Genomic DNA, 14,102 nt, shown 5'->3' with positions numbered 1-14,102 from the left:
CCCCGCCGAACAGACGGCCGGGCCGCGGTTCGTCCCCCTCGACGAACCGCGGCCCGGCCCGGCCCGACGGCCTCCGGATCAGGTCAGATCTGCTGCCAGAGGGCCGGGACGATGTTGGGCTCCCAGCCGACCTGGGCGGTGTGGCCCTGGATGCAGCGGTAGCTGACACCGTTCCAGGTGACCACGTCACCCGCGCTGTAGGTGGTGCCCGGCGTCCAGGTGCCGCCCGGGTTGCCCGGGTCGGTGCCGACCACCAGCGAGTACGTGGTGCTGTGGGTGGCCGAGCCGGTACCGGTCACCGTGATGGTGTAGGTGCCGGCCTGGACGCCGGAGCCGACCGAGACGTTCAGCGTCGCGGAGGAGCCGGACTGCACCGAGGACGGGCTGACCGACACGGTGACCCCGCTGGGCGCGCCCGAGGCGGTGAGGTTCACCGTCTGGGCGGAGCCGGAGGTGGTGGCGGTGGAGACCGTGGCGCTGGTGCTCCCGCCCGGGAGGGCGTTGCCGGTGGTCGGGTTCACCGCGACCGAGAAGTCGTTGGTCGGGATGGGCCCGGTGCCGACCGAGGTCTTCCACAGGGTGTACGCGACGCCGTCGGCGCTGCGGTCCAGGGCGGTGGCGTTGATGTTGCTGGTGGTGTCGCACGCCTGGTGGTAGCAGGAGTCGTACGCCCGGTTGGCGGTGCCGCCCCACTTGGTCGCCTGGGCCGCGGTCTTGACGGCGCTGGCGCCGGCCGCGTAGCCGGAGGTGGGGATGCCGCCCTGCTGGAAGGAGTAGTCGTCGGAGCGGCCCTGGCCCTCGACGTTCTCCTCGGGCTGGATGCCCAGGGAGTCCCAGTAGGCCTTCATCGGGGCGGAGGTGGCGGAGCCGATGTTGTTGATGAAGTAGCCGGCGTTGGGCGAGCCGACCATGTCGAAGTTGTAGTAGCCCTTGATGGCGCTGCGCTGGGTGGAGCCCAGCTGGTTGACGTAGTGCTGCGAGCCCTGCAGGCCCTGCTCCTCACCCGTCCACCAGGCGAACCGGACGTGCCGGGTCAGGGTGGGGTTCTGCTGGGCGAGGGTCAGCGCGTTCTCCAGCAGGACGGCGGAGCCGGAGCCGTTGTCGTTGATGCCCGGGCCGACGGCGACGCTGTCGAGGTGGGCGCCGAACATGGTCACCTGGTCGGCCGGGCCGCCCGGCCAGTCCGCGATCAGGTTGTTGGAGCTGTAGGTGCAGGAGGTGCAGGTCTGCTCGCTGACGGTGTAGCCGGCGGCCTGCAGCTTGCCCTTGATGTAGGCGAGCGACTGGCTGTGGCCGGCCGAGCCGGCCCGGCGGTTGCCGCCGTTCTGCGAGGCGATGGTGTTCAGCTGGGCGAGGTGCGCCTGGACGTTGGCGACGCTGACGTCGGGCACGCCGGGGTTGGGGTTCCCGTTGCCGACCGTCAGCGTGTACTGCGCGCTGTGGGTGGCGGAACCGGTGCCGGTCACCGTGAGCACGTAGGTGCCGGGGGTGGCCGAGGAGGAGGCCGAGACGTTCAGCGTCGCGGAGGAGCCGGCCTGCACGGAGGACGGGCTGACCGAGGCGGTGACGCCGGCCGGGGCGCCGGAGACGGCCAGGTTGACGGCCTGGGCGGTGCCCGAGGTGACCGCGGTGCTCACCGTGGCGCTGGTGGTGGCGCCGGGCTGCACGGAGCCGGCGGTCGGGTTGACCAGCAGGGAGTAGTCGTTGGTGCCGGACGGCGTGCAGGTGGGCTCACCGCTCTGGGCGGGGACGCTGATCGCGTCCCAGGCCGCCTTGGTGCGGGTGAACAGGCCGCAGCCGGGGTCGAGGCTCTTGGCCGCGGTGAGCGTGGTGACCCGGTACTTCTTGTAGGTCATGCCGCTGGTCTTGAGCAGCATGCCGCCGTAGAAGATCCGCCCGGCGTCCTTGATGCCGACGCCGGTCACCGAGGAGTTGTTGCAGGTCGGGCTGGTGGGCTTGCCGCCGCCCGGGTTGGAGCCCTCGGAGAGCAGGTAGAACCAGTGGTTCAGCGGGCCCGCCGCCGCGTGCACCTCGGTGCTCGGGATCGAGGAGGAGTAGCAGTTGGGGTTGTTGCCCACCAGCGAGGGGTTGTACATGTTGCGGATCGGCCCGCTGCCGACCAGGTTGATCATCTCGCCGACGGTGTAGTCCGGGTTGTCGTAGGGGGACGGCTCGTTGGCGTACGCCTCGGTCAGCGCGCCGAAGATGTCGCCGGTGCCCTCGCCGAGGCCGTTCTCGTTGTTGGCGCCGCCCGGCGTGTACTGGTCGATGCCGTGGCCGAACTCGTGGCCGACCACGTCGATGGAGGCGATCCACTCGTTGGCGTTGTTGTGGCCGATCGAGACGGAGGAGCCGTCCCAGTAGGCGTTGACGTCGTTCAGGCCCACCTTGACCGGCCAGCTGCCGCCGTTGCCGTTGTGGCCGTTGCGGCCCAGCCAGTCGCGGAGCATGTCCCACTCCTTCTGCGCCGCGAACATCACGTCGGCGCAGCCGGTCTCCTTGCTGGTCGGGTTGCCGGTGCCCCAGGAGTCGCTGGACTTGGAGAACACCTGGCCGGAGCTGTAGTCCGCACAGCTCAGCCCGGACCGGCTCGGGTCGCGCAGCGAGTAGGTGCCGCCCGAGGCGGTGGTGTTGATGGTGACCGGGGCCGGGCCGTTCCACTTGCTGTTCGCGGTACCGGCCTTGACGTCGTCGTAGCTGTCGATCACCTCGCCGGTGCGGGCGTCGACGAAGACGTGCAGCCGGCTCGGGGCCGCGCCGGTCCGGCCGGTGAGCACGGTCTCCCAGGCGAGCCGCCCGGTGCCGTCCTGCACCTTGACCACCAGGCGGCGGGTGTCGACGCCGTCGACGGCGGCCAGCCGGGTGCGCGCGGTCTTCTCCGCCTGGGCGGCGCTGATCGCGGCCTTGGTCGGGCCGCCGACCGGACCGGTGGCGGCGGACTGGAGGCCGCGGACCCTGCCCTGGCCGTCGGCTATGACGACGGCGTCGCCGCCGACCACCGGCAGGCCCTGGTAGGTGCGCTCGTAGGCCACGGAGTAGAGGCCGCCGAGCCACGGGGTGACGGACTGGCGCTCGTAGGTCTCGCCCGGGCCCTTGGCCAGGGCGTCCAGGCCCGCCGCGGCCGCCTGGTCGGCGGCGGAGACGGCGGCGGCCAGGGCGCTCGGCGGCGCGCTGACGGCCGGGCCGGGCTGGGCGGCGGCCTGTCCGACCGCGGTGGCGGTCAGCATGCCGGCCAGGACGGTCAGGGTGGTTCCCGCCGTCAGTAATCTGCGTTTCATTCCGAGGCTCCTCGAACGTGGGGGTGCTCGACCGCGGACGACGTGCCTGTCTGGCGCTCACCGCGGGGCCGCATCGGGGGACGGCCGTTGCGGGCGTCCGCGCTCGGGTGCCGGAACACTCACATGCCGTCATGCCCCGGTCAACGGCTGCGGCATGGCTTCCGTGCAGTTGGCAAGTTCTGTCAAGCTGCGGGTTTTGTGAAGAGGTTGAGACCAAGAGGTTGAGACCACCTCATGTACGGAGCCCGCCCGGTCCAGTACCGTCCTGTCCATCGGAAGGACCGGAACCGACTCGGGAGGGCAGCCCCGTGCCCCGGAGCCACACCGACGTACCGTCCGTCGGTCCGCCGCCGGCCGACCCGCTCTGGCGCGCCTTCGGCGCCCGGCTGCGGCACTGGCGCCGCCGGGCCGGCCTCACCCAGGCCCAGCTCGGCGCCGAGATCGGCTACGACCACACCGCCGTCAGCAAGCTCGAACACGGCGCCCGCCGGACCACCCCGCGGATCGCCGAGCGGCTGGACGGTCTGCTCGGCGCCGGCGGCGAACTGCGCACCGCCTGCCTGCGGGCCGAGGAGGGGGACGCGGGGGAGTGGGACCGGCCCGCCCCGGCCGCCCCGCCAGCCCCGCCCGGACCGGCCGGCTGGGCCCGCCCGCCACTGCCCGGCGGCCCCGCCGCCCCGCCCTCGCCGCTGCCGCCGCTCGCGGCCGGCGGCCCGCCCCGCCGGCTCCCCGACTACGGGCTGCTCTGCCCGCTGCACGGCGCGGCCGGCTGCGCCGTCCCCGAGGCCGCCGAACTCGCCGCCCTGCACGCCGCGTTCTGCGCCGCCGCCCCGGACACCGCGCCGCCGCTGGACGCCGACACCGCACACGCCCTCACCGGCCTGCTCGCCGCCCACCTGCGCGCCGGTGAGGCGCCCGCCGGGCCCGGCACGGCCGCCGTCGAGGAGACCCTGCGGGCGATCCTGCGCCGGCTCGGCGGCACCACCGACGCCCGGGCCCGCCAGGCGCTCGCCCGGCTCGCCGCCGAGTACGCGCACGCGGCCGGTGGACTGCGGATGCAGCACGGCCGCAACGCCACCGCGATGGCCTGCTTCGACCGCGCGCTCACCTGGTCCGAACTGGCCGACGACCCGGCCACCCAGGTCGCCGCGTTGAGCGACATGAGCACCCTCGCCCGGCTCGACGGCGACCCGGCCGCCGCGCTCGGCTACGCCCGCGAGATCGCCCGGGCCGCGCCCGGCCGGCACTGGGCCGGCGCGATGTCCCAGATCGGCCAGGCGCGGGCGCACGCCCTGGCGGGGGACGTCCGCGCGACCGTCCGGCACATCGGCCGCGCCCGGCTGCACCTCGACCACATCGGCGAGCACGACGAGACCGACGCGCCCTGGCTCTCCATCGCCTCGATGCGGCTGCGGGTCGAGTCGGCCGCCGCCGCCGCACTGCGCGACGCCTCCGCCGCCGTCGGGGACCACCGGCTGGCACTGCGCGCCGTGGACGCCGCCGACACCGCGCTGCGGCTGCTCGCCCCGGACCAACTGCCCTCCACCCGGCTGCTGTTCACCATCCGGATGGCCGACTGCCACCTGTGTGCCCATGACCCGCGGACCGCCGTGGAGCTGCTCGCCCCGGTCCTGGACGAGGCGACCGCGCTGCCCGCCCTCGCCCGCCACGAACTGCGCGGGCTGCGCATCCGGCTGGGCGCCCACGGGCTGGCGGTATCTTGACGAAGGCGGGCGATCACGCCGCTCGTGGGCGCCGGCCCCGCCGGGCGAGGATCGGACCACCGCCGAACAGGGCGGACCCCGGTACGAGTGCGAGGAGCACCCCGATGACCGCCAGCGCCGTTCTCACCGTCCCCGCCGCCGACCCGGCCGTCGCCGCCGCGCACTTCCTCGGCCGGCTCTCCTTCGAGGCCGACGTCTCGGACGTGCACGCCGACCTGACCGCCGGCGTGCCCGGTGTGGTGGTGGTCGACTCCCGCGGCGAGGTGGCCTGGGCACAGGGCCGGATCCCCGGCGCGGTGCACATCCCCACCGCCCGGATCGCCGAACTCGCGCCGCTGCTGATCGACCCCTCGGCCACGGTCGTCACCTACTGCTGGGGTCCGGGCTGCAACGGCGCCACCCGGGCGGCCCTCGCGTTCGCCCGGCTCGGCCACCCGGTCAAGGAGATGCTCGGCGGCTTCGAGTACTGGGCCCGCGAGGGCTTCGCCTACGACACCGACCACGGCAGCGAGCAGCGGCCGGTGGACGACCTGACCGCCCCGCGCTCCGGGATCTCCTGCGCCTGCTGAGGCCGGTGCGCCCGGCGCCGGGCGGGTCGGCCGGCAGGCGGGTCGCAGCGGCGTTCCACGGGTCAGTGTGGCGGCCGTGTTTCGCTCCTGTGACGTGCGGTTTTCGGAATGCTCCGAGGCCGCCGAATCCCCGGCCCGGCCGTTGAGAGATCGTCCCGGCGTTCCTAGAATCGGGCGGCGGAGAACGTCGGCCGCGGGCCCCGGCCGGCAGCCCCGTCACCGGGGTGCACTCCGCTGACGCGACGTCAGGTCACCGGTGCGGTCGAGGTCCGGGTGCCGGACCCCCGCCCCGACTTCCCTGCCGAGGAGACCGCATGGCCGCCGACCTGTCCCCGACCGACGCCGAGCAGATCCGCCAGCTGCTCGCCCGCTTCCCGCACGCCTTCGACAACGCCGACACCAGGGCGCTGGGTGAGGTCTTCACCGCCGACGGAGTGCTCGAACTCGCCCGCACCGGAGCGGTGTTCAGCGGACTGGAGAAGATCCGGGTGTTCAGCCGCGACCTCGGCAGCCGGTCCCCCGACCAGCACACCCTGGACAGCGTGCTCACCGTCGAGCCGGACGGCACCGTCCGGGGCCACAGCCGCTACCTGGCGATCCAGCTCGACGGGACGGTCCACAACGGGGACTGGTTCGACGTCTACGTCCGCACCGGGGACGGCTGGCGGATCGCCCACCGCCGCTCCGTCCCCCGCTACCCGCTGCGCGCCGGTGAGGCGTAGCGGGTAGCGGGGGACGGCCGAGCGGCGTCAGTGCGGGAGCTCGACCGAGAGGTGCGGGCCCAGCGCCCGCAGGAAGTCCGCCGCGTCGAACATCGCGCCGGCCGAGGCGACCCCGGTGGTGCGGCCCCGGCCGGTCAGCAGGCGCTCGACGGCCTCCACCGCCAGCGGGGCGGTGATCGCGTAGATGTCCCGGCCGCGCGCGGTGGCCCGGCGCCCGACCCCGCCGGACTCGATCAGGACGTCGACGACGAAGCTCTGGTCCGACCGGCCCAGGTCGTCGACCGCCTCCGGGGCCGGGGTGTCCGGGCCGGCGAGGTCACCCGCGGCCTCGACGGTCATGTAGGTGCGGACCTCCGGCACGGCCAGGTGGCTGGGTACCGTGACGACGTCGGCCATGGTGAACTCCCCGAGCACCGCGCGGGTACCCAGCGGCGCGGGGAACGTCCACTGCTGCTCGGACGGCGCGTCGTCGTGGTACCGCAGCGCGCCGTCCGCGAACCTCACCCGGCGGCCCGCGCGGCGCTCGTGGGACACCCGGCCGGCCTCCCGGGTGCCCGGCGTGGGGTGCCAGCTGTCCAGCCCGTACGCGACGTGCACGAGGTCCGCCGAGGTCCACTCGCCCATCGCGGCGGTGACCAGCAGGTCGCCCAGGCCGCCGTAGAAGGCCATCGCCGGGACGACCGGGGTGCCGGCCGCCCGGGCGGCGTCCGCGTGGTCGGCGAAGGTCGCGGCGTTCGCCTCGATCTCCGCCGCGACGTCGACGTAGGGGATCCCCGCGCGGATCGCGGCCTCGACGACCGGGCCGCCGGTCACCGCGAACGGTCCGGCGCAGTTGACGACCGCCGCCGCCCCGGCGAGGGCGCGGTCCAGCGAGGCCGGGTCGTCCACGGTGGCCGGCCGGACCCCGGTACCGGGCCACTCGGCCGCCAGCGCCTCCAACTGGGCCGCGTTGCGGCCGGAGAGGACGGGGGCGAAGCCACGCCGTCGCAACTCGGCCACCATGAAGCGACCGGTGTGCCCCGTCGCGCCGTAGACCACCACTGCAGCCGTCGTACCCATCGCTGTTCCCCGTTCTCGTCGTCCTGTCGACCCTCAGTCTGGTCGCCGGCGGGGCCCGGGTGTGATGGTCCGGAACGACAACACCCGTACACTTTCGGACATGCCCACTGTCGCGCTGCCGACCGCCGGAAACCTGCTGCACTTCGAACTGGGGGTGGCCTACGAGATCTTCGGCAATCCTCCGCGCGAGGCCGTGGACGGCTGGTACGACGTGGTGCTCTGCGGGCCCGGGCCGGTACGGGTCGGCCCGTTCGTCGTCGAGCCGGACCACGGGCTGGACCGCCTGGTGGACGCCGACACGGTGATCGTGCCCGCCTGGGCCGACCTCGACGAGCCGCCGCCCCCGGAGCTGGTCGAGGCGGTGCGCGCCGCGCACCGGGCCGGCGCCCGGGTGGCCTCGCTCTGCACCGGCGCGTTCGTGCTCGGCGCGGCGGGCCTGCTGGACGGCCGGCGGGCCACCACCCACTGGGCCCACACCGCGGAGCTGAGCGCCCGCCACCCGCTGGCCGTGGTCGACCCGGACGTGCTCTACACGGACAACGGCAGCGTGCTCACCTCCGCGGGCAAGGCGGCGGCCGTGGACCTCTGCCTGCACCTGATCCACCTCGACCACGGTGCCGCGATCGCCAACTCGGTCGCCCGTCGCCTGGTCATGCCGCCGCACCGCACGGGCGGCCAGGCCCAGTTCGTGGCCACACCGGTGCAGGCGACGGGCGACCACCCGCTGACCCAGGTGCTCGCCTGGGCGCAGCAGCGGCTGGACCGGCCGCTGACCGTGACCGACCTGGCGCGGCGGGCGAACACCAGCCCGCGCAACCTCGGCCGGCAGTTCCGGTCGGTGCTCGGGCAGACACCGCTCCAGTGGCTGCTGAACCAGCGGGTCCGCCGGGCCCAGGAGTTGCTGGAGGCCACCGACGAGAGCGTCGAGGCGGTGGCCGTCGCCACCGGGATGGGGACGGCCACCACGCTGCGGCGCCAGTTCAAGCGGATCGTCGGCGTCCCGCCCAACAGCTACCGGGAGGCGTTCCGCAGTGCGAGGGCCGGCTGACCGGTCGGCGCCCGCCGCCGGCCCGGCGGACGGCCGGGCTCACCGCCCCGGGGCCCGCGGACCCGCCGCGGCGGCGGCCGGTCCGCCCGGGGCCGGGGACTGGTCCGCCGCGCGGGTGACGGTGCAGCGCAGGCCGCGGAAGGTGGAGGAGCCCATCTCGGCGTTCTCGTCCTCGTTGGTGGTCAGCAGGTTGACGTTGGCCTCCCGCCAGCCGCCGTCGGCGCCGCGCTCCGGGTACCACCAGGCGGCGGGGGCCATCACCACCTCGGGGGCGATCCGGTCGGTGAGCAGGACACGCAGCCGGATGCGGCCGGTGCGGGTGGCGAGTTCCGCCCACTCGCCGTCGGCGATGCCCTCGCGGGCGGCGGCCTCGGGGTGCATCTCCAGCCGGGGCTCGGGCTCCTTGGAGCGCAGCGAGGGCAGGTCGCGGAACTCGGAGTTGAAGTAGAACGCCGAGTGCGCCGAGGTGAGCAGGTAGGGGCCGTCCTCCGGGCCGCCGACCGGCGGGCCGGGGGTGGGCAGCGGCGGGTAGCCGAAGGCGCGCAGGGCGTCGCAGCGCAGCCCGACCTTGCCGCTGCGGGTGCCGAAGCCGCGGCTGCGGTACTTGTGGTACTCCAGGGGGGTCGCCCGGTAGTGGAGTTCGGCCAGCTGCCGCCAGTCCATGCCGATCGGCTCCAGCCGGGTGTCCAGGGAGTCCGCGGCGTCCGGCCAGAAGTCGGCGGACAGGCCCAGCCGGTGGGCCAGTTCGGTGAGGATCCACTCGTCGGAGCGGGTGTCGCCGACCTTGGCGAAGGCCCGGCGGGCCGCGACGTAGTGGGCGTGCTCGACGATCTGGTCCCGCTCCAGCCAGCCGCCGACCGGGAGCACGACGTCGGCCATGGCGGCGGTCGGGGTGAGCCGCAGGTCGGCGACGGCGAGGAAGTCCAGCCGCTCCAGGGCCCGCCGGACGCGGTCCGAGTCGGCGTAGTTGAGCAGCAGGTTGCTGCCGTGCACCAGCATGGTGGTCACCGGGTGCGGGGCGTCGGGTGCGAGCACGGCGTCCCAGACGGAGCCGGGGTGGGCCCAGCCGGACATCGCCAGGATGCGGTGCCGGTCGCCGCCGAGGCGCTTGGCGGCCTGCTCGGGCGCCAGCAGCTCGGCGCGCGGGAAGGACCGGCGGCCGTCGATGCCGGGCGGGTCCCACAGGACGTCGCCGCCGGGCCGGTCCAGGTTGCCGCAGATCGCCGAGAGCAGCAGGACCGCCCGGCAGGTGTGGAAGGAGTCGCGGTGCTGCTGGGGCCCGGTGCCGAGTTCGATCGCGGCGCTCGGCGCGGCCGCGTAGGCGAGGGCGGCCGATCTGATCAGGTCGGCCGGCACGCCGGTCCGCTCGGCGACCGACTCCGGCGTCCAGTCGGCGACGTGGGCGGCGAGGTCCTCGAAGCCGACGGTGTACTTCTCGACGAAGGCGTGGTCGTAGGCGTCCGCCTCGATCACGGTGTGGATCATCGCGAGCGCCAGCGCCGCGTCCCCGCCCGGGCGGACCTGGAGGAACTGCTCGGCGCGGGCGGCCAGCGAGGTCCGCCGGGGGTCGATCACGATCATCCGGGAGCCGTCCCGGACGGAGGCGAGCAGCCGGGTGCCGATCACCCCGTCGCCGTGGGTGAGCGCCTTGTTGGAGCCCCAGACCAGGACCAGGTCGGGCCGGCCCTCGTAGTCGCAGAAGGTGAAGCCGCCCGCGGTGAGGATGCCGGCCATCACCCTCGGGTAGAAGCAGACGTGCGCCGGGCCGAGCACATTGGGCGTGCCGAAGCTGTTGGCGAACCGGAAGAGCCACTCCTGGTAGTTGCGGTCGGTGCCCTGGGCCAGCACCACCGCCTCCGGGCCGTGCTCGATCCGGGCCCGGTCGAGCGCGACGGCCGTCCGCTCCAGCGCCTCGTCCCAGCCGATCGGCCGGAACTCGCCGCTGCCGCGCGGCCCGGTGCGCAGCAGCGGCGTGGTCAGCCGGTCGGGGTGGTTGAGGTGCTCCAGCGAGGCGCGGCCCTTGGCGCAGAGGAACCCGTGGTTGTTCGGGTTGTCCGGGTCGCCCTCGATGGCGGTCAGCCGCCCCTGGTCGACGGTCACGACGGCGCCGCAGCCGCCGTGGCACATCCGGCAGATCGTCCGGTGCCGGCCGTCCTCGGCGAGCACCTGGACGACCGGGAGCGGCCGGCGGTGCCGGTCGGCGGGACTGTGCGTGGTCATGCGGGCCTCCGGGCGGTGTGCGGTGGCGGCCGGGCGCGGCGCGGGCGGTCAGCCGCGCGGTCGGCGCCCGCCGAGTTCGGCGTGCTCCTGCAGGAGGCTCCGGCAGGTGTCGTCGTCGATCGGCCGGATCGCCTCGCGCAGGGTGAGCCCGGAGACCCGGGGCAGGCGGGCGCGCAGCCAGTCGGCGACCTCCTCGGGGTGGTGCTTGGCGCCCTCGCGCAGGGCCCAGCCCAGCGCCTTGCGCACGAAGAACCGGGAGTCGGTCAGCAGCGGGTCGGCGAGTTCGCCGAAGGCGGCGAAGTAGTGCGGGAACTCGCCCCGGTCGCGCAGGGCCAGCAGGTAGGACAGGATGCCGCCGCGCCGTACCCACTGGTGGTCGTCCCGGCTCCAGCGCAGGAAGTCCTCGGCGGTCTCCGGCAGCCGCAGCAGCAGGGCGCCGGCGCCCTTGGGGGCGATCAGGTCGACGTGCGCCCAGGTCTCGCACTCGCGCAGCAGCTGTTCCAGGTAGCCGGTGTCCTCGCGGACCAGCAGGTCGGAGCGGCTCTCCAGGAGCAGCGCGGCGCAGGAGCGCGATTCGTGGACGGGCGGGGCCCAGAGCTCCTCGGTGAGCTCCAGGAGGGTGTCCCGGTCGATCCCGGGGTGGCGGCGGACGAAGTTGCGCACCACGGTGCGCATGGCGGGCAGCGGTACGCCGATGTGCTCCAGCCGGCTCTTCAGGTAGGCCTTCTCGCCGTCGGCCCGGCCGGGCACGGCGCTGTCCTCCAGCTCGGACCTGAGCCGGTCGGCCAGGACGGGGGCGGGCGGGGTGTCGAAGGTCTGGGGGGTCTTGCGGGTCACCGAGGAAGCTCCGGTCGGACGGGGCCGGACGGGCCGGGGGCGGAGCCCCGGCCCGTCCGAACGCTGATGTTTCTCTGAGGTGTTGACGTTACGTCAGTCGGCGTCGTGGTACGGGTAGCGGATCTCGCCGGCCCACAGGTACTCGGAGGCGGGGCGGCCGCTGCGGCCCTCGGTGTAGCGGAACACGTCCTGCCAGATCGCGCTGACCTTGTCGTTGCGGTACGCGATGCTGGGGCCCTGCTGGTCGTACCAGCGGACGATCTCCAGGAAGAACGGGCCGGTGGCGTCCTCGCCGAAGTAGACGACGGCGCGGTCGCCGGTGGTCAGCTTCTCGTCGCGCAGGGTCGGCCAGTCACGGGCCATCAGCTCGTGGAACTCGGCGACCTTGTCCGGGCGGACGAGGTAGTGGGCGAGCCCGGTGTAGGCGTCCTCCTCGGGGAGGTCGGGCTCGTCCTGGAAGTAGCCCATCCGGTGCACGATCGGGTAGTCGACCGGCGGCCGGCCCTCGCGGGCCTCGGTGATCGCCGCCATCTCCTGCCAGATCGCGTTGACGTCCGGGGTGTTGAAGGCGCGGCTGACCGCGTTCTCGTCGACCCAGGTGACGATCTCGAAGAAGACCGGACCGTGCTCGCTCTCGCTGTGGTAGACGGTGGCGGGCTCGTCGGTGACCAGGCCGTGCGCCTTCAGGGTGGGCCAGTGCCGGGCGATGATGTCACGGGCCTGCTCGGCGCAGCCGGGCTTGACCATGTACGTCGCCATCATGTGCGTGGACAGCACCACGGGGGACTGGGACATCGGATGACTCCTCGGTTCTGTTCGTGCCGCCGGTGCGGACCGGTCGGATGCGGTTCGGATCGGTAGGTGGTGGGTGGATGGTGGACGGGGGACGTCGGTCGGTGGCGCGGAGCCACCGGTCCGGTGGCCTCAGGCCTTCTCGGCCGCCGCCGGGGCGCTGCCCGTGGCCCTGGCGGCGGGCGGTCGTGGAGCTCCGAAGGCCGGTGCCGGGACGTCCCGGATGAGGAGCAGGGCGGCCACCCAGCCGACGGCCAGCAGGCCCACCGGCAGGAGCAGTCCGCTGTGCATGGCGCTGGTGAAGGCCTCGGCGAAGGCGTCCTGGACCTTGGCCGCCTGCGCCGGGTCGGCCCCGGCCAGGGCGGGGGGCGGACCGCCGCTGCCGATCTTCAGGGCGCCGTCGGTGAGCGGGGCGAACGCCCGCTTGAAGCCCTCCCGGGCCTCCGGCGGCAGTGCGAGCGCCTGCTCGTTCACCCAGCCGCGCAGGCCGCTGGAGAGCCGCAGCGACAGGATCGCGCCGATCGCCGCGCTGGCCAGCAGGCCGCCGATCTCCTGGGCGGTGTTGACCAGTCCGGAGGCCACCCCGGCCTGCGGCGGCGGGACCTGGCGCATGCCGACGCTGAACAGCGGCGAGAACACCAGGCCCATGCCGAGGCCGGCCAGCACGAACGGGCCGATCAGCTGGAGCGTGCCGGTGTCCGTCCCGGTGACCAGGACGAACGAGCCCAGCCCGGCGGTGAAGCAGGCCAGCCCGGTCAGGATGACGGCCTTGCCCGAGCCGCGGTCGGAGAGCTTGCCGCCGACCCCGGCGACCAGCGCCGAGGTGAGCGGCATCGCGGCGATGGTGAAGCCGGCCCGCAGCGGGGACATCCCGAGCACGGTCTGGAGGTAGAGCGAGATCGGCAGGAAGGCGCCGAGCATCGAGAAGCCCATGATCGCCGCGATGATGTTGGCGGGGGCGAAGTTGCGCAGTCGCAGCAGGTCGAAGGGGAGCAGCGGGCCGGACCGCTGGTGCCTGCGCTGGTCCAGGACGAAGTACGTCAGGACCATGAGCCCCGCCGCGATCGCCGCCCAGGCGGTGGCGTTCCACTCCAGGCGTTCGCCCTCGATCAGGCCGAAGGCCAGCGCGGTGAGGCCGAGGACGAGCAGGGCGGTGGGCAGCACGGCGAGCGGCTGGCGTTTGCCCGGCCGGTAGTCGTGGACGTGCCGCAGCACCAGGTAGGCGGTGGCGATGCCGATCGGCAGGTTGAGGTAGAAGATCCACCGCCAGTCCAGGTAGCTGACGATGACCCCGCCCAGGGTCGGCCCGGTGAGCACCGCGAGCCCGGAGAGCGCGCCGGTGAACCCGAACGCCGCGCCCCACTTGGAGGGCGGGAAGACCATGGTGACGATCGGCAGGATCTGCGGGGCGAGCATGGCCCCGCCGATGCCCTGGACGGCCCGGGCCGCGATCAGCACGCCCGCGTTGGGGGCGACCCCGCACACGCAGGAGGCGACCACGAACACCGCCAGGCCGTACAGGTAGACCCGGCGGGGCCCGAACAGGTCGCCGAGCCGGCCGGCGACGATGAGCAGGGTGGCGTAGCCGAGGATGTAGGCGCTGAACACCCACAGGCCCTCGTCCAGCGAGGCGTGTACTCCGGTCATCACATGGGGCAGCGCGATATTGACGATCGTCATATCGAGCAGCGTCATGAAGAAGCCCATACTGAGCACGCCGAGGATGAGCCAGGGACTTTTGTCCCGGCTTTGCGGGGTGGGCATAGGTGGCTCATTTCTTGGAGCGCCGGAAGCCGTCGGACGAAGCGGGCATCGGGCTCCGGAAACGGGGAAGCACGGAATGTCCGCCGGTC

General features: G+C 73.9%; 10 protein-coding genes. 4 read left to right on the top strand and 6 right to left on the bottom strand.

Annotated features, from left to right (window positions below; all coding sequences use genetic code 11):
* Nucleotides 1–83 precede the first annotated feature (83 nt).
* Nucleotides 84–3,278, bottom strand: coding sequence for a M28 family peptidase (locus tag OG618_RS07035; RefSeq protein WP_329486372.1), 3,195 nt, complete (start codon nucleotides 3,276–3,278; stop codon nucleotides 84–86).
* Nucleotides 3,279–3,586: 308 nt separating this feature from the next.
* Here OG618_RS07035 and OG618_RS07030 point away from each other — a divergent pair, with 308 nt between their 5' ends.
* From OG618_RS07030 to OG618_RS07020, 3 genes are all read left to right on the top strand, one after another.
* Complete coding sequence (locus OG618_RS07030) at nucleotides 3,587–5,002, top strand: helix-turn-helix transcriptional regulator (protein ID WP_329486371.1); 1,416 nt, start codon at nucleotides 3,587–3,589, stop codon at nucleotides 5,000–5,002.
* A 104-nt stretch (nucleotides 5,003–5,106) separates the two neighbouring features.
* Complete coding sequence (locus tag OG618_RS07025; protein ID WP_329486370.1) at nucleotides 5,107–5,571, top strand: rhodanese-like domain-containing protein; 465 nt, start codon at nucleotides 5,107–5,109, stop codon at nucleotides 5,569–5,571.
* 314 nt (nucleotides 5,572–5,885) lie between these two features.
* Nucleotides 5,886–6,293, top strand: a complete 408-nt coding sequence (locus OG618_RS07020) for a nuclear transport factor 2 family protein (RefSeq protein ID WP_329486369.1) — start codon at nucleotides 5,886–5,888, stop codon at nucleotides 6,291–6,293.
* Between the two features lie 27 nt (nucleotides 6,294–6,320).
* On the opposite strand, the gene OG618_RS07015 is transcribed toward OG618_RS07020, so the two are convergent.
* Nucleotides 6,321–7,352, bottom strand: coding sequence for a saccharopine dehydrogenase NADP-binding domain-containing protein (locus OG618_RS07015; RefSeq protein ID WP_329486368.1), 1,032 nt, complete (start codon nucleotides 7,350–7,352; stop codon nucleotides 6,321–6,323).
* Nucleotides 7,353–7,452: 100 nt separating this feature from the next.
* Between OG618_RS07015 and OG618_RS07010 the strand changes: the two genes are divergently transcribed.
* Nucleotides 7,453–8,400, top strand: coding sequence for a helix-turn-helix domain-containing protein (locus OG618_RS07010; protein ID WP_329486367.1), 948 nt, complete (start codon nucleotides 7,453–7,455; stop codon nucleotides 8,398–8,400).
* A 39-nt stretch (nucleotides 8,401–8,439) separates the two neighbouring features.
* On the opposite strand, the gene OG618_RS07005 is transcribed toward OG618_RS07010, so the two are convergent.
* The 4 genes from OG618_RS07005 to OG618_RS06990 all read right to left on the bottom strand — a co-directional run bounded on the left by OG618_RS07005 (nucleotide 8,440) and on the right by OG618_RS06990 (nucleotide 14,013).
* Nucleotides 8,440–10,620, bottom strand: coding sequence for a molybdopterin-containing oxidoreductase family protein (locus OG618_RS07005; protein WP_329486365.1), 2,181 nt, complete (start codon nucleotides 10,618–10,620; stop codon nucleotides 8,440–8,442).
* A 48-nt stretch (nucleotides 10,621–10,668) separates the two neighbouring features.
* Complete coding sequence (locus OG618_RS07000; protein ID WP_329486364.1) at nucleotides 10,669–11,457, bottom strand: DNA alkylation repair protein; 789 nt, start codon at nucleotides 11,455–11,457, stop codon at nucleotides 10,669–10,671.
* A gap of 93 nt (nucleotides 11,458–11,550) precedes the next feature.
* Nucleotides 11,551–12,252: a hypothetical protein gene (locus OG618_RS06995; protein WP_329486362.1), complete on the bottom strand. Its 702-nt coding sequence runs from the start codon at nucleotides 12,250–12,252 to the stop codon at nucleotides 11,551–11,553.
* A gap of 129 nt (nucleotides 12,253–12,381) precedes the next feature.
* Nucleotides 12,382–14,013: an MFS transporter gene (locus OG618_RS06990; protein WP_329486361.1), complete on the bottom strand. Its 1,632-nt coding sequence runs from the start codon at nucleotides 14,011–14,013 to the stop codon at nucleotides 12,382–12,384.
* Nucleotides 14,014–14,102: the final 89 nt, after the last annotated feature.

The organism is Kitasatospora sp. NBC_01246 (assembly GCF_036226505.1).
Lineage (GTDB): Bacteria > Actinomycetota > Actinomycetes > Streptomycetales > Streptomycetaceae > Kitasatospora.
This window is presented reverse-complemented; position numbering and strand designations above follow the sequence as displayed.